The sequence below is a fragment of the Sphingomonas sp. Y38-1Y genome (assembly GCF_032391395.1).
Taxonomy (GTDB): domain Bacteria; phylum Pseudomonadota; class Alphaproteobacteria; order Sphingomonadales; family Sphingomonadaceae; genus Sphingomonas.
The window spans coordinates 1,536,414-1,550,476 of the sequence record NZ_CP135916.1; the positions used below are offsets into that span (position 1 = coordinate 1,536,414).

At 67.8% G+C, this 14,063-nt stretch carries 17 protein-coding genes and 1 tRNA gene; 12 read left to right on the plus strand and 6 right to left on the minus strand.

The window, feature by feature from the left end:
• Positions 1 to 8 precede the first annotated feature (8 nt).
• From grxC to RS883_RS07315, 4 genes are all read left to right on the plus strand, one after another.
• Positions 9 to 266, plus strand: a complete 258-nt coding sequence (gene grxC / locus RS883_RS07300; RefSeq protein WP_315764315.1) for a glutaredoxin 3 — start codon at positions 9 to 11, stop codon at positions 264 to 266.
• Positions 263 to 1,084 carry a carbon-nitrogen hydrolase family protein gene (locus RS883_RS07305; protein ID WP_315764317.1) on the plus strand — a complete coding sequence of 274 codons (822 nt, stop codon included), beginning with the start codon at positions 263 to 265 and terminating at the stop codon, positions 1,082 to 1,084. Before grxC ends, RS883_RS07305 begins: the two co-directional genes overlap by 4 nt.
• Complete coding sequence (locus RS883_RS07310) at positions 1,081 to 1,536, plus strand: DUF1178 family protein (protein WP_315764320.1); 456 nt, start codon at positions 1,081 to 1,083, stop codon at positions 1,534 to 1,536. Before RS883_RS07305 ends, RS883_RS07310 begins: the two co-directional genes overlap by 4 nt.
• Before the next feature lie 34 nt (positions 1,537 to 1,570).
• Positions 1,571 to 1,647, plus strand: a tRNA-Arg gene (locus RS883_RS07315).
• Positions 1,648 to 1,668: 21 nt separating this feature from the next.
• On the opposite strand, the gene RS883_RS07320 is transcribed toward RS883_RS07315, so the two are convergent.
• Complete coding sequence (locus RS883_RS07320; RefSeq protein ID WP_315764323.1) at positions 1,669 to 2,949, minus strand: c-type cytochrome; 1,281 nt, start codon at positions 2,947 to 2,949, stop codon at positions 1,669 to 1,671.
• 219 nt (positions 2,950 to 3,168) lie between these two features.
• Between RS883_RS07320 and RS883_RS07325 the strand changes: the two genes are divergently transcribed.
• From RS883_RS07325 to RS883_RS07355, 7 genes are all read left to right on the plus strand, one after another.
• Positions 3,169 to 3,357: a hypothetical protein gene (locus RS883_RS07325; protein ID WP_315764326.1), complete on the plus strand. Its 189-nt coding sequence runs from the start codon at positions 3,169 to 3,171 to the stop codon at positions 3,355 to 3,357.
• Positions 3,358 to 3,421: 64 nt separating this feature from the next.
• The gene (locus RS883_RS07330) at positions 3,422 to 4,192 is read left to right on the plus strand and encodes an SDR family NAD(P)-dependent oxidoreductase (protein ID WP_315764329.1); all 771 of its coding nucleotides are present in this window, start codon (positions 3,422 to 3,424) and stop codon (positions 4,190 to 4,192) included.
• Positions 4,193 to 4,268: 76 nt separating this feature from the next.
• Positions 4,269 to 5,126 carry an MBL fold metallo-hydrolase gene (locus RS883_RS07335; protein ID WP_409977403.1) on the plus strand — a complete coding sequence of 286 codons (858 nt, stop codon included), beginning with the start codon at positions 4,269 to 4,271 and terminating at the stop codon, positions 5,124 to 5,126.
• The gene (locus tag RS883_RS07340; protein WP_315764335.1) at positions 5,111 to 5,833 is read left to right on the plus strand and encodes a DUF4230 domain-containing protein; all 723 of its coding nucleotides are present in this window, start codon (positions 5,111 to 5,113) and stop codon (positions 5,831 to 5,833) included. Before RS883_RS07335 ends, RS883_RS07340 begins: the two co-directional genes overlap by 16 nt.
• A 201-nt stretch (positions 5,834 to 6,034) precedes the next feature.
• Positions 6,035 to 6,838, plus strand: a complete 804-nt coding sequence (locus tag RS883_RS07345; protein ID WP_315764337.1) for a hypothetical protein — start codon at positions 6,035 to 6,037, stop codon at positions 6,836 to 6,838.
• A 33-nt stretch (positions 6,839 to 6,871) separates the two neighbouring features.
• Positions 6,872 to 7,882, plus strand: coding sequence for a quinolinate synthase NadA (nadA, locus tag RS883_RS07350; RefSeq protein WP_315764339.1), 1,011 nt, complete (start codon positions 6,872 to 6,874; stop codon positions 7,880 to 7,882).
• A 35-nt stretch (positions 7,883 to 7,917) separates the two neighbouring features.
• Positions 7,918 to 8,079, plus strand: coding sequence for a hypothetical protein (locus tag RS883_RS07355; RefSeq protein WP_315764341.1), 162 nt, complete (start codon positions 7,918 to 7,920; stop codon positions 8,077 to 8,079).
• 141 nt (positions 8,080 to 8,220) lie between these two features.
• On the opposite strand, the gene RS883_RS07360 is transcribed toward RS883_RS07355, so the two are convergent.
• From RS883_RS07360 to RS883_RS07370, 3 genes are all read right to left on the minus strand, one after another.
• Positions 8,221 to 9,837 carry an ATP-binding protein gene (locus tag RS883_RS07360; RefSeq protein ID WP_315764343.1) on the minus strand — a complete coding sequence of 539 codons (1,617 nt, stop codon included), beginning with the start codon at positions 9,835 to 9,837 and terminating at the stop codon, positions 8,221 to 8,223.
• A 93-nt stretch (positions 9,838 to 9,930) separates the two neighbouring features.
• On the minus strand, positions 9,931 to 11,115 hold the full coding sequence (locus RS883_RS07365; RefSeq protein ID WP_315764345.1) for a mechanosensitive ion channel family protein: 1,185 nt from the start codon (positions 11,113 to 11,115) through the stop codon (positions 9,931 to 9,933).
• A gap of 13 nt (positions 11,116 to 11,128) precedes the next feature.
• Complete coding sequence (locus RS883_RS07370) at positions 11,129 to 12,145, minus strand: DNA topoisomerase IB (protein ID WP_315764346.1); 1,017 nt, start codon at positions 12,143 to 12,145, stop codon at positions 11,129 to 11,131.
• A gap of 146 nt (positions 12,146 to 12,291) precedes the next feature.
• On the opposite strand from RS883_RS07370, the gene RS883_RS07375 reads away from it, so the two are divergent.
• Positions 12,292 to 12,846, plus strand: coding sequence for a type 1 glutamine amidotransferase domain-containing protein (locus RS883_RS07375; RefSeq protein ID WP_315764349.1), 555 nt, complete (start codon positions 12,292 to 12,294; stop codon positions 12,844 to 12,846).
• Here RS883_RS07375 and RS883_RS07380 read toward each other — a convergent pair.
• Entirely contained in the window at positions 12,843 to 13,916 is a 1,074-nt protein-coding gene (locus RS883_RS07380; RefSeq protein ID WP_315764351.1) for an acyltransferase, read from the minus strand. The genes RS883_RS07375 and RS883_RS07380 overlap by 4 nt on opposite strands.
• On the minus strand, positions 13,913 to 14,044 hold the full coding sequence (locus RS883_RS07385) for a hypothetical protein (protein WP_315764354.1): 132 nt from the start codon (positions 14,042 to 14,044) through the stop codon (positions 13,913 to 13,915). The genes RS883_RS07380 and RS883_RS07385 overlap by 4 nt, the downstream gene beginning before the upstream one ends.
• Positions 14,045 to 14,063 lie beyond the last annotated feature (19 nt).

Consider the following 14,063-nt stretch of genomic DNA (forward strand, 5'->3'; position numbering starts at 1 on the left):
TCAACCCGATGGCGCAGATCGAAATCTATACCAAGGCATGGTGTCCCTATTGCACCCGCGCAAAGCGGCTGCTGGGCGACAAGGGCGTCTCCTACGAGGAGTTCGACATCACCATGGGCGGGCCGAAGCGCGCGGAGATGATCGACCGCGCGGGCGGCCGGACCACGGTGCCGCAGATCTTCATCGACGGGCATCATGTCGGCGGTTCCGACGATCTCGCCGCGCTGGAGCGTGAAGGGCGGCTGGACGCGCTTCTGAACGCGTGAGGATTGCGCTTCTTCAGATGAGTGGCGGCATCGACCCGGCCGCGAACGGCCGGGTTGTCGTCGAGGCGATCGAGGCGGCGGCAGCGGGCGGGGCGGCGATGCTGTTCACGCCCGAAATGTCGAACCTGATCGACCGCGATCGCGCGCGGGCGGGCGCCAGTATCGTCGCCGAGGATGCCGACCCTGTCCTGGCAGCGGTGCGAGCGGCTGCGGCGGCGCATGGCGTCTGGGTGCATCTGGGATCGCTGGCGATCCGTCGTCCCGACGGGCGCTTCGCCAATCGCGCCTTCGTCATCGACGATACGGGCGCGATCCGCGCACGGTACGACAAGCTTCATTTGTTCGACGTCGACATGGGCGGCGGCGATCGCTGGCGCGAATCGGCGGTCTATGCAGCCGGCGAGGAAGCCGCGGTGGTGGCGACGCCCGCGGGTCGGCTGGGCCTGTCGATCTGTTACGACCTGCGCTTCCCGGCGCTCTATCAGGCATTGAGCGCTGCGGGCGCCGAGCTGCTGGCGGTGCCGGCGGCGTTCACGCGGCCGACCGGGGCGGCGCACTGGCAGGTGCTGCTTCGTGCGCGGGCGATCGAGAATGCGTGCTTCGTCGTCGCCGCGGCGCAGACGGGCGAGCATCAGGACGGCCGCGAAACTTATGGCAGGTCGCTGGTGGTGGACCCCTGGGGCGAGGTGCTGCTCGATATGGACGAGGCGCCCGGGCTAGGCTTTGCCGAGATCGACCGCGATCGCCTGGGCGAGGCGCGGCGGCGGGTGCCCGTGCTCGATCATCGCCGCACCATCCCGCCGGTGGCGGCGTCGTGATCGTCTTCGACCTGCGCTGCGGGACGGGCCATGTGTTCGAGGCGTGGTTCGGCTCGTCCGCCGCCTATGAGGAACAGCGCGCCGGCGGGCTGGTCGAATGCCCGATGTGCGGTGATCGCGGTGTCGAGAAGGCGGTGATGGCGCCCAATGTCGGCGCCAAGGGCAATCAGCGCAGCGCAGTGCCGGCGCCCGCACCGTCCGAGACCCCGTCGCCCGAAGCGATCAAGGCCGCGCTCGCCGCGATGGCGGCGGCGCAGGCCAAGGCGCTGGAAACCTCGCAATGGGTCGGCGCCGCCTTCGTCGACAAGGCGCGCGCGATGCATCTGGGCGATGCGCCTCAGGCACCGATCCACGGCCAGGCGACGCTCGCCGACGCCAAGGCGCTGGTGGAGGAAGGCGTGGCGATCGCGCCCCTGCCGTTCCCCGTCGTTCCGCCCGAGACGCGCAATTGATTCCACCGGCGCCCTGCCATAGGGCTTGGGCCGTGCCCCGATAGCTCAGCAGGACAGAGCAACGGTTTCCTAAACCGCAGGTCGGGAGTTCGAGTCTCTCTCGGGGCACCAACCCGCTATTCTTCGAAGAGCCTACGGATTGGCGGGCACCGGCGCGTCCACGGCTCGTACCGGCGCGGTGCCGAGCGAGCGGCTGGCATAGAAGAGCGACACCGCCTCGATCTCCTTGTCGGTCATCCGGGCGGCGACGGCGGGCATCGGGTTGGCCGGAATGTCGCCGCCGCGCACGCCCGAGCGATAGAGGCGAAGCTGGTCGCGCAGGTAGAGCGGATACTGACCGTCGAGACCGGGATACGCCCGCGCGGCGGCGGCGGTGATGCCGTGGCAGCTGGCGCAGGCCCCCACCTGGCGATCGGGGAGCCCTTGCGAGGCGATGCGCTCGCCCAGCGCCAGCACCGCGGGTGTCGCGCGGACTTTGGCCCCGCCGACCTTCGGCTGCGACGAATAGTAGCTTGCCAGGCCGGCGATCTGGTCGGGGGTGAGTTGGACGGCGACGTTCTGCATGATGCCGCTCTGGCGAACGCCGGTGCGATAGAGGTCGAGCTGCCGGACGATCTGGTTGCGGTTCAGGAGCGCGATGTTCGGGATGCCGCCGCTTGCGCGCGATCGGCCGTCGGTGCCGTGACAGGCGACGCAGCTCTTGCCGATCTCGGCAATCTCCGAGCTGTGGCCGAAGCCCAGCGCCGGGGTCGAGAAGTTGACCGCCGCCTCCGCGGTCTGGGTGCCGCCGATGACATAGGGTTGCGGCCGGAAATCGCCCGGCGGCAACGCGGGCGGCGCGCCGGTTGCCCGCTTCATCGCGCCGAGCGTGATGCTGCGATACTGCTCGTAGTTCATCGACTTCATCGCGCGGAGGAAGGCGACCATCGCCCAGACCTCGTCGTCGCGATCGCCGGCGGGCCAGGCGGGCATCGCGCTGTATTTGACGCCGTGCTTGACGATCCAGAACAGCTCCGACGGCGAATAGTCCTTGAGCGATCCCATCAGATATTGCGGCTGCGGGCGCATCGACATGGCGATCGGGTTCTGGCCCATGCCCGGCGCGCCGTGGCAGTTCGAGCAGACCCGGTCGTAATGCGTCGCCCCCTTCTCGATCAGCGCGGCGCTGTTGATCTCGGCCGGGGGCTGGAGATTGCGCGAGTGGAACGCGACGGATCGCTGGAACGCGAAGTGCAGGAAGCTCGCCCAACCCTGCGGATGCGGCGTCGATGCCGCCAGGTTGAGGACGCCGGTCATCGCCAGGAGCATCGCACCGATCAGGCCGACCAGGCCCATGGTGCCGATCGGGACGAGCCAGTGGCGGATCTTCCGCGGGAAGAACTCACGCCAGATGCCTCGTCTGAGGTCACTCACGGCTTGATGTTCATCAATGACATGGCTTGTCGCGAACCGGCGAATTGCATGCCGGTTCCGTCCCTGCCGCCGCCGGGATGCGAATGTCCGCAAACGTCCCTAATCGGGCGCGAGCTGACGACGCCGCATTGGCTTCATCGATCGAGGCTGTAGGCTGGAGATCCGGTTGGTTCGAGGTCGCCCGTGAAAAACGTCCTGATCGCTACCCGAGTGCTAGTCATGCTCACATTGCTGTTCCTGCCGGCCATCGCGGTCCTGCTGGCGGTCGCGTTCCTCAGCGGGTCGACACGCTGGTTCGGGTTCATCGGGCTGCCGGCCGTCCTGCTGAACCTGGTCGTCGTCCTCGCCAGGCGTGACAAGATCTGGGCGTGGACTGGATCCGTCGCGGAGAGGCACGCGCGGCCCTGATGGCAGGGAACGCATAAGCGCCTGATTCGCTTTGCCTTTGGAGTTTTTCCGAAGGAGACGGCGCATGGGCGGACTGGCAGTCATCACGGGCGCATCGAGCGGCATCGGGCGCGAACTGGCGAAGATCGCCGCGCGCGAGGGCTATGAACTGATCCTCGTCGCGGACGAGCCGCAGATCGACGCGGCGGCGGGCGAACTGCGCGGCACGGGCGCCAAGGTCGAGGCGGTCGAGGCCGATCTCGCGACGTTCGAAGGCAACGACCGGCTGCTCGCGGCGGTCGGCGGGCGACCGATCGACATCCTGATCGCCAATGCCGGCCGCGGGCTCGGCCACGCGTTCGTCGAGCAGTCGCCGGAGGAGTGGCGCCGCGTCATCGATACCAACGTGACCGGCACCACCTATCTTCTGCAAAAGGCGGCGCAGGCGATGGCGGCGCGCGGCGAGGGGCGCATCCTCATCACCGGGTCGATCGCGGGGCTGATTCCCGGCAGCTATCAGGCGGTCTATAACGGCACCAAGGCGTATCTCGACAGCTTCGCCTATGCGCTGCGCGAGGAGCTGTCCGACACCGGCGTCGAGGTGACGGTGCTGATGCCCGGGCCAACGGACACCCGCTTCTTCGAGCGGGCCAAGATGCTCGACACGCCGGTGGGCAAGGACGACAGCAAGGAAGATCCCGCGCTCACCGCCGAAAACGGCTGGAAGGCGATGATGAACGGGTCGGCGCACGTCGTGTCGGGCGCCAAGAACAAGGTCGAGGCGGCACTGTCGCACGTCATCCCGGACAGCGTGCTCGCGCGCCGGCACACGTCGATGGCCAAGCCGGAGGAATAAGGCGCGCGCCCTTCCCCGCGATGGGGAGGCACCGGGCGGCCTTGCCGTCGGGGGCGCGTGCCGCCACATGGGTGGCATGAACACGCTTCCGGTCGGCGAGGCCGTGCCGCTGAGCCCGCTGGTGACGCGCATCCTGGCGGGCAATGCCTCGCCCTACACCCATACCGGCACGCAGACGCATCTGGTGGGAAAGGATACGCTCGCCGTCATCGATCCCGGTCCGGAGGACGAGGCGCATCTCGCCGCGCTACTCCGCGCCATTGCTGGCCGGCCGGTCGAGGCGATCGTCGTCACCCACACCCACCGCGACCACAGCCCGCTGGCGGCGCGGTTGCGCGAGGCGACGCGCGCGCCAGTCATCGGCTGCGCGCCGCTGACGATGGACGATGACGGCCCCCGCGCCGACGCGGCGTTCGACACCGACTACGCCCCCGATCGCGTGCTCGGCGATGGCGAGCGGATCGACGGGGCGGGGTGGACGCTTCAGGCGGTGGCGACGCCGGGGCACACCTCGAACCATCTCGCCTTTGCGTTGCCGGAGGAAGCGGCGCTGTTCAGCGGCGACCATGTCATGGGCTGGTCGACGAGTATCGTCTCGCCGCCCGATGGCGACATGGGCGACTATATGGCGAGCCTGGAGAAGCTGATCGGTCGCGAGGAGCGCGTCTATTATCCGGGGCATGGCGAGGCGGTGGACAATCCGCAGCGGCTGGTGCGCGGGATGCTGGGCCATCGCAAGCAGCGCGAGGGTCAGATCGTGCGGCTGCTCGCGCGGGGTCCGTCCGACGTCCGCACGATGGTCGACGCGATGTATGTCGGGCTGGATCAGCGGCTGAAGGGCGCGGCGGCGCGATCGGTGCTGGCGCACCTGTTCGACCTGCGGCGGCGCGGGCTGGCGACGGGCGAGGAGGGCGGCACATGGCACGCCGCATGAGGCGCAGCGAACCCTGGCGGTTGATCGTCGCGATCGCGCTGTTGCTCGCGGTCGTCGGCGGGTTGCTGTACGCGTGGCAGGATTATCGCGACCGAGCGGTCGTGACCAAGCCCGCCGAGGCACCCGAAGGCCCTGCCGTCACACAGATCGTCACCGCGCGGATGGCGGGGATGAGCCAGCTTCGCGTCGCGCGGCTGTCGGGCATCGTCCAGGCGGCGGCAACCGACACGCGCTGGGGTGGGCTGCTCAAGTCGGGTCGCGTCGCCAAGATGCCTTATTCGGTCGACTACACCGTCGACCTGTCGCGGCTGTCGACGCGCGACCTTCAATGGAACGAGGCGGAGCGGACGCTGATCGTCGACGCGCCCGACATTGTCGCCGACCGCGCCAATGTCGACGAGGGGCAGGCGGTGGTGGTCGAGCGCAGCGGCACCTTCGTGACGCGCGGCGCGGGCGAGGCGCTGGGGACCCGCGTGTCGCGCGCCGCCGATCGTGCGGCGGTCCGGGAGGCGACGAGCCCCGAGCGGTTGGCGCAGGCGCGCGAACTCGCCCGCGGGGCGATCGCGCGAACGCTCGCCGCACCGCTCAATGCCGCGGGTCAGCCGGATGCGCGCGTCGTCGTGACCTTCCCCGCCGAGCGCGGTCGCAGCGGTGCGCGCTGGGACCAGTCGCGCACCCCGGCCGAGGTGCTGGGGAACGGGCAATAGAGAGCTCGTCACCTCGGACTTGATCCGGGGTTCTGCTTCTTGACTATCGGCAGGAAGAAGAAGCGGGATCCCGGCTCAAGGCCGGGATGACGATAGAGGTAGCGCTCGGCCAACTTCGCCGCCAATCGTAAATCGTCGGCGCATCGATCCACCATCTATGGTAATGCGTTCCTCCATCGGGCTTTGCGGGGAGCTTGGGGGATGGGGACGACTTTCGGGAACACGGCGCGGCGGTCGCGCGGCGACGATCGTTTCTTCGCGATCAGTTCGCTGGTCATGGCGGCGACGGTGGTCGGTGGCTTTTCGACGCAGCTGGCGATGGGGCGATCGAGCTTCGGCGCGCCGCCGCTCATCCATGTTCATGCCGTCGTCTTCATGGGCTGGGTCGCGATCTATGTCGTGCAGACCTGGCTGGCGGCGACGGGCGAGCGCGCGCTGCACCGGCGGCTCGGCTGGGTGGCGGCGGTCTGGGCGGCAGCGATGGTGGTGATGGGGATCGCCGTCACGATCGGGATGGCGCGGCGGGGCATGACGCCGTTCTTCTTCCAGCCCGCCTATTTCGTCGTGATGAACACGCTGTCCGTGCTGTTCTTCGCCGGGCTGACGATTGCGGCCATCGTGCGGCGGCGGCAGCCGGGATGGCACAAGCGCCTGCATTATTGCGGCATGGCGGTGCTGCTCGCCCCCGCCTTTGGTCGACTGCTGCCGATGCCGCTCCTGATCCCGCATGCGGGCGAGGCGGTGTTCGCGGCATTGATGCTGTTCCCGCTGGCGGGCGTGATCGCCGATCGGCGGCGAAGCGGGCGCGTCCATCCGGCCTGGGGCGCGGGGATCGTCACGCTCATCGCGATGCAAGTCGCGATCAACGCGCTGGCGTTCGGCGGGCCGGGCGCGGCGTTCCACCGGGCGATCGCGTCGGGCACGCCGGGGGCGGCGCTCGATCCGCTCGCCTTTCCGCCGCCGCCCGGCGCTCCCTTGATTACCGGGCGCGCTGCGGCCATGTGACGCCCCGAACTTCCACGGGGTCAAGGGTACGGAATGGACGCGCGCAACGGCATCGGCGGATCGCTTCAGGGCGTGGACCTTCTGGCGGAGATCGACCGGCTGAAGCGCGAGCGCAACGCCGTGATCCTCGCGCATTATTACCAGAAGCCCGAGATCCAGGACCTGGCGGACTTCGTCGGCGACAGCCTGGAGCTGAGCCGCAAGGCCGCGGCGACCGATGCCGACGTCATTGCCTTTTGCGGCGTCCGCTTCATGGCGGAGACGGCGAAGATCCTGAGCCCCGACAAGACCGTCATCCTGCCCGACATGGACGCCGGGTGCAGCCTGGAGGACAGCTGCCCGCCCGAGCAGTTCGCCGCGTTCCGCGCGCAGCATCCCGATCACATCGCGCTTACCTACATCAACAGCTCGATGGAGGTGAAGGCGCTCAGCGACATCATCGTCACCTCCTCCTCCGCCGAGAAGATCATCGCGCAGATCCCGGAGAGCCAGAAGATCATCTTCGGCCCGGACAAGCATCTGGGCGGCTATCTGGCGCGCAAGTTCAACCGCGACATGCTGCTATGGCCGGGCGTTTGCATCGTCCACGAGGCGTTCAGCGAGACCGAGCTCCTGAAGCTCAAGGCCGAACATCCCGGTGCGCCGGTGGCGGCGCATCCCGAGTGCCCGGCGCACATCGTCGATCATTCGGACTATGTCGGCTCGACCAGCGGCATCCTCGACTATGCCAAGACGATGCCCGGCGACACGCTGATCGTCGCGACCGAGCCGCACATCATTCATCAGATGCAGAAGGCGGTGCCGCACAAGCTGTTCATCGGGGCGCCCGGGGCGGACGGAAACTGCAACTGCAACATCTGCCCGTACATGGCGATGAACACGCTGGAGAAGCTCTACGTCGCGCTCCGCGACCTGAGCCCGCGGATCGAGGTGGACGAGACGCTGCGGCTGAAGGCCAAGGCGAGCCTCGACCGCATGCTCGACATGGCATCGGCGAGCGTGGGGCAGGGCGATCTCGGCCCGGTCAAGGTCACCGGCGACTGAGCGAGCGGCTACCTGCGCCGGTCCATGAGGGCGAGGTGTCGCTTCGCATCGGCGCGCGTGTGGTGGCGGGCGCGCGGGTGCGGATCACCAGCGGCGGCTTGCTCGCGATCGGCGCGATGACGGGGATGATCCTGCTGAGCAGCGCGGCGATCGTCGAGGCGGCGGGACGGGCTGCGGCAAGGAAGCGGTTGTCCTGAGCTATCGTGCTGCCGCGAAGGCGGGAGCCTTCGTCGAGCCTTGTACCCCGGCGAAGTCGGGTCCAGTTACGCGGCGCTGGTTGCGTTACACTTACGTCGGCTTTCCCAACTAGGCCCCGGCCTCCGCCGGGGCACAAGTGATTATGACCGCACCAAGTCCCTGATCCGGGTCGCCAGCGCATCGATCGCGAACGGTTTGGTCAGCACCGCCATGCCGGGCTCCAGCTGCCCGTTGTTGAGCAGCGCGTTCTCCGCGAAGCCGGTGATGAAGAGGACGTGGAGATCGGGGCGCTTCGCGCGCGCGGCATCGGCGAGCTGGCGGCCGTTCATGCCGCCGGGCAGGCCGACATCGGTGACGAGCAAATCGACCCGCGCGCCCGATTCGAGCACGCGCAGCCCCGTGCTGCCGTCGACCGCCTCGATCGCGGCATAGCCTAGGTCGTGGAGCACATCGACGATCAGCAACCGGACCGAGGGTTCGTCGTCGACCACCAGCACCGTCTCGCCCGCGCCCGCCGGCGTGCTGACGACCGGCTCCAGCGTCGGCAGTTCGGGCTCATCGTCGCCGTGATAGCGGGGGAGGTAGATGCACACCATCGTGCCCTGATCGACCTCCGAATAGATCCGCACCTGTCCGCCCGATTGCTTGGCGAAGCCGTAGATCATCGAGAGGCCGAGGCCGGTGCCTTCGCCGATCGGCTTGGTGGTGAAGAAGGGATCGAACGCGCGCGCCTTGACCTCCGGCGTCATGCCGGTGCCGGTGTCGCTGACGCAGAGCGAGAGATACTGGCCCTCGGGCATGTCGAGCTGCCGGCTGGCGGCGGCGTCGATCCAGCGATTGCACGTCTCGATCGTGATCCGCCCACCCTCCGGCATCGCATCGCGTGCATTGATGCAGAGATTGAGGAGCGCGTTCTCGAGCTGCGAACCGTCGACGATCGCCGTCCACAGGCCGCCGGCCGCGACATTCTCGATCGCGATCGAGGGGCCGACGGTTCGCTGGATCAGCTCGATCATCCCCGCGACCAGCCGGTTGACGTTGACGGGCTTGGGCAGGAGCGTCTGGCGCCGGGCAAAGGCGAGCAAACGGTGCGTCAGCGCCGCCGCGCGCCGCGTTGCCCCTTGCGCGGTCAGTAGGTATTTCTCGACCTCGCTCAGCCGACCCTGATTGATCCGCATCTGGGACAGTTCGAGCGCGCCTGAAATGCCGGCGAGAAGATTGTTGAAATCGTGCGCCAGACCGCCGGTAAGCTGGCCGACCGCTTCCATCTTCTGCGACTGGCGCAGCGCCTCCTCGATCTGCGCGCGCTCCTCGACCGCGGCGGCAATGCGCGCCTCCAGCGTCTCGTTGAGGGAGCGGAGTTCGGCTTCGGCCCGGGCGCGATCGCTGACGTCCTTGAACAAGACGGCGACCTGTCGCAGCGATGCGGGTTCGAGGCGAAAGGACGAGACCTCGAGATAGCGGCCGGTCGCCACCAGTTCGCGCTGGAAGCGGATCGGCTCGCCGGTGTGCAGCACCTGACCATAGAGCTCGACCCAGCCGTCGGCCTCGTCGGGCACCATCTCGCGGACTTTCTGCCCGACGACGTTGGGGATGCCGGCGTTCCGCTCATAGGCAGGGTTGGCGAGCACATGGACATAGTCGCTCGCCGGGCCGTGCGGGCCATCGAGGAACTCGATGACGCAAAACCCCTCGTCCATCGTCTCGAACAACGCGCGGTATTGGTCGAGCTCAACCTGGGGTTGGGGCTGCGACATCATCGGCGCGGATCCTGATGCATTGTCCTGACCTTATCCTGCATCAATCAAATCGGCGGTAGCGCATATGGTTTCGCGAGCAAGAAGAAATGGTCACACCGCGTCGTCATCCACCGCACGGACGGGCTGAACCTGTGGATAAGGCATGACGAGCGTGCCGTCGGGGGCGGCGGTGAAGGTCGTCTGCGTCGGATAGGCGATCTCGATACCGTCGGCGTTGAAGCGACGCAGGATCTCGATGCCGATCGCGGTGCGCGCGTCGTAGAAGGCGACATAGTCGGGACCGGGACTGTCGAACTCGACCTCGAAGTCGAGGCTTGAGGCGCCGAAGCCGACGAAGCCCGCGCGGATGAAGCTGCGCTCGTGCGCCTCGACAATCTCCTTGAGGATGCCGGGGATGCGGGCGAGGACTTCCGGTGCAGTCTGATAGGTGACGCCGATCGCGAACTTGGCGCGTCGGTGGCTGCGCTGCGTGTTGTTCTGGATTTCCTTGTCGAGCAGGTTCTTGTTCGAGATGATCCGCTCTTCGCCCTGGAAGCTGCGGATGCGTGTCGACTTGAGGCCGATCGCCTCGATACTGCCCTGTGTCGTGTCGTAGCTGATGCTGTCGCCCTTGCGGAACGGCTTGTCGAAGATGATCGACAGAGCGGCGAACAGGTCGGCGAAGATGCCCTGTGCGGCAAGACCGATGGCGATGCCACCGACGCCGAGACCGGCGACCAGGCCGGTCACGTTGACGCCCAGATTGTCCAGCACGACGATCAGCGCGATCGCGAACACGGCAAAGGTGACGAGCAGGCGGATGAGGCCGAGCGCGGTGCCCAGCGCCTCGCTGCCGCGGTGGTCGGTCCGCGTCCGCGCCTCGACCAGCCCCAGGATGACCTCCCGCACCCAGATCGCCGCCTGGAACACGGCGGCGATGGTGAAGAGGAAGTTGACCGTGGTGACGATGCCCGCAGGGGCGTCCGCCACGCCGACCACGAGCTTGGCGGCGATCATCGTCATGAAGAAGCGGTTGGTGCGCGCGATCGCCCGGCCGAAGATGCCGGCCCAGCCGGTCACGACCGGCTGCCGCTCGCAATAGCGGCGGCCCCAGCGCTTGATCCAGTCGAGCGCCAGGACGATCAGCGCGGCGACGCCGATCGCGATGCCGATCTGCAGCCAATGCTCCCCGATCCATTCGACGCCGTCATGGACGAGGCTGTTGACCTGACGCTGCGCTGCGTCGGGGTCGAAGTCGAGGATGTCGGCGCTGTTGGCCGCGGCGGTGTTGCTCATGGAAGCTCCGTCGTCACGCTGCCTTGGCAGGCGCGCCCTCTTCGTCGAGTTCGGCCAGGAAGGCGATCAGCCCGCGCTCGCCGCGCGTCAGGTGACGCGCCGCGCGCGGTAGCTTGAGCCGCTGCTTGAGTGCAAGCTGTGCCGCCTTGTCCTTGCCGAGTGCGACAAGGGCGGGGTGGACATAGCTTTTGCGGGCGATGGCGGGGGTGTTGCCAAGCGCCTCGACCACCGGCTCCAGCATCGTCTTGAGGCCGATCGGCTCGGGCGCGAGCGCCAGCGCCTCGAACGCGATCGCGCTCGCACCCCAAGTGCGGAAATGCTTGGCGGTGAACGGCGCGTCCATCGCCTCGCGAATATAGTCGTTGACGTCGCCGGAGGTCACCGGCCGCGCCTCGCCCGCATCGTCCAGATAGCCGAACAGGTGCTGGCCGGGCAGGTCTTGGCATTTCTTGACGAAGCGGATCAGCGAATTGTCGGTGATCGTCAGCACGCGCAGCTTGCCCGACTTGGCCTTGTACTGGAGGCGCAGGCGCGTGCCCGTCAGCTTAGCATGGCGGCGGCGAAGCGTCGTCGCGCCATAGCTCTTGTTGGTCTTGGCATAGCCCTCGTTCCCGACGCGCAACCGGCCGAGGTCGAGCAGGCGGACGACCGCGGCGATCGCGCGTTCGCGCGTCAGCTTGCGGGCGGCCAGGTCCTTCTCGACCCGCTTTCGCAGCCGGGGCAGCCGTTCGCCGAACTTTGCGCAGCCCGCATATTTCGCCGCCTCCTGCGCTTCGCGGAACTCGAGATGATAGCGGTACTGCTTGCGGCCCTTCTCGTCCCAGCCGACCGCCTGGATATGGCCGTTGGGATCGGGACAGAACCATGCATCGCGATAGGCGGGGGGCAGGCCGATCTTGTTCAGCCGGTCGATCTCGTCTCGATCGGTGATCCGCTCGCCATCCGCATTCCAATAACCCCAGCCGTGACGCATCTTGCGGCGGGTAATCCCGGGCTGGCTGTCGTCGCAGTAGCGGATGGTGTCGGACATGGCGTGGCGAGGGAACTCAAGTCATTGGGGAAGCGGCGGTTCAATGCGTCTTCGTGCGCTTTCGTTCCGCGAGGCAAGGCGAGGAACCGGGAAGGGCGGGGCCGGGTTGAGCGCATCGAACCCCCAAGCATATGGAGTGCCCCCGAATGGCCGACCTCAACGGAAGCCGCGTGCTGATCCTCGCCACCGACGGTTTCGAGCATGACGAGCTGTTCAAGCCGCGCCAGGCGTTGCTCGATGCCGGCGCCGAGGTGACGCTCGCCTCAATCAAGACCGACCCGATCCAGGGCGTGAAGAACGACAGCGACCCGACCGAGACGATCACCCCCGACATGACGCTCGATCAGGTCGATCCCGATGATTACCACGCGCTGCTGCTGCCCGGCGGCGTCGGCAACCCCGACAAGATGCGGATGGAGGACAAGGCGATCGACATCGTCGAGGCCTTCATGGACGACGACAAGATCGTCGCGGCGATCTGTCACGCGCCGTGGCTGCTGGTGGAGGCTGACGTCGTCGACGGGCGCCGGGTGACGAGCTGGCCGTCGGTGCGCACCGACCTGGAAAATGCCGGCGGCGAGGTGGTTGACGAGGAAGTCGTGATCGACGGCAACCTCATCACCAGCCGCAAGCCCGACGACATCCCCGCGTTCAACCAGGCGCTGATCGACGCGCTGGAACAGGTGGGCGCGGAGGCCTAACGGAGCGCGGGGGTGCCGCTGGGTGCTCCCGCAACCCGCCGCCGATTGATCCAGGCCTGGGCGGGCATTTCGACGAAGCGATACAGGAACGCGGAGGCGGCGAGCACCATCGCCGCATAGAGCGCGATCAGCGGCCAGGGCACCGGTCCGCCGGCCGACACGAAGGCGAGCTTGAACGCCTTCCACATCAGGAAATGCGCGAGATAGGTCGCATAGCTCCATTCGCCGAGACGGTGGAGGATCGGATGGCCGAGCGATCGCGGGTCGGTGGTCGCGAGCGCGAGCAGAAGGCTCGCGAAGACCGTCGGGATCGCCGCGGTCTGAGGGAGCCAGCCGATGCTCCAGGCGATCGTTGCGGCGGTGGCCACGGCAATGGCGATCGGCGCGGCGCCTGAAAGGCGGCGCGACCAGAGCGCATGGACCAGCATCCCGATCGAGAAGCCGGCAAGGCAGCGGATCACGCCATGTCGCGCGATGTCGTGGCCGAGGTCGGTGGTGCCGCTCAGTGCGAAATAGCCGGCGAGCGCGGCGATCAGCGCCGCGATTGCGCCGATCAGCGCGACCGATGGCAGCCGCCGCGCCGGTATCGCCAGAACGATGGCGGGAAAGACCAGATAGGCAGCGAACTCTGCGGAGATCGACCAGGCGGGATCGTTCCAGGCGAGCGCTGAGGTGAAGCCCCAATTCTGGATGAGCAGGAAGTGGAGCGGCAGCTCGGCGAACGGAAACTCGGTCTCGTCATGTCGGCCCGTCGCCCAGAGCAACAGCGCCAGCACGACCCCGCCCGTCAGCACGACCGCGTGGAGCGGCCACACGCGGGCAAAGCGGCGGCGGAGGAAGCCCGGCACCGCTGCCCAGCCGCTCGCGCGGACGCGATCCCGCCACGCGAGCGCGATGACGAAGCCCGAGAGGACGAAGAAGAAGTCGACCGCCAGATAGCCATGGTCCAGCACCGCCATGACCGGCGCGGGGACGGGCGGCAGCGACTCCCGGATATGATAGAAGACGACCAGCCACGCGGCGATCCCGCGCGCGCTGGTGAGGGCGCGAAGCTCGCCCGGCTTGCTCACGGATCGCGCCGCAGAAAACCCTTGCGCGCAGGCCCGCCCTCCCGGTCGAGATCGTCGCGCGACAGCAGGCGCCAGGCCGCAAGCAGCATCAGCCCGTGGGTCAGGAGGATGGAGAAGCCGTCGACCATGTCGCCCTTCGCTAACCCA

Coding starts and splice junctions, on each gene's coding strand:
- grxC (WP_315764315.1), top strand. CDS start 9: ATGGCGCAGATCGAAATCTATACCAAGGCATGGTGTCCCTATTGCACC.
- RS883_RS07325 (WP_315764326.1), top strand. CDS start 3,169: ATGCTCACATTGCTGTTCCTGCCGGCCATCGCGGTCCTGCTGGCGGTC.
- RS883_RS07330 (WP_315764329.1), top strand. CDS start 3,422: ATGGGCGGACTGGCAGTCATCACGGGCGCATCGAGCGGCATCGGGCGC.
- RS883_RS07335 (WP_409977403.1), top strand. CDS start 4,269: ATGAACACGCTTCCGGTCGGCGAGGCCGTGCCGCTGAGCCCGCTGGTG.
- RS883_RS07340 (WP_315764335.1), top strand. CDS start 5,111: ATGGCACGCCGCATGAGGCGCAGCGAACCCTGGCGGTTGATCGTCGCG.
- RS883_RS07345 (WP_315764337.1), top strand. CDS start 6,035: ATGGGGACGACTTTCGGGAACACGGCGCGGCGGTCGCGCGGCGACGAT.
- nadA (WP_315764339.1), top strand. CDS start 6,872: ATGGACGCGCGCAACGGCATCGGCGGATCGCTTCAGGGCGTGGACCTT.
- RS883_RS07360 (WP_315764343.1), bottom strand. CDS start 9,837: ATGTCGCAGCCCCAACCCCAGGTTGAGCTCGACCAATACCGCGCGTTG.
- RS883_RS07365 (WP_315764345.1), bottom strand. CDS start 11,115: ATGAGCAACACCGCCGCGGCCAACAGCGCCGACATCCTCGACTTCGAC.
- RS883_RS07370 (WP_315764346.1), bottom strand. CDS start 12,145: ATGTCCGACACCATCCGCTACTGCGACGACAGCCAGCCCGGGATTACC.
- RS883_RS07375 (WP_315764349.1), top strand. CDS start 12,292: ATGGCCGACCTCAACGGAAGCCGCGTGCTGATCCTCGCCACCGACGGT.
- RS883_RS07385 (WP_315764354.1), bottom strand. CDS start 14,044: ATGGTCGACGGCTTCTCCATCCTCCTGACCCACGGGCTGATGCTGCTT.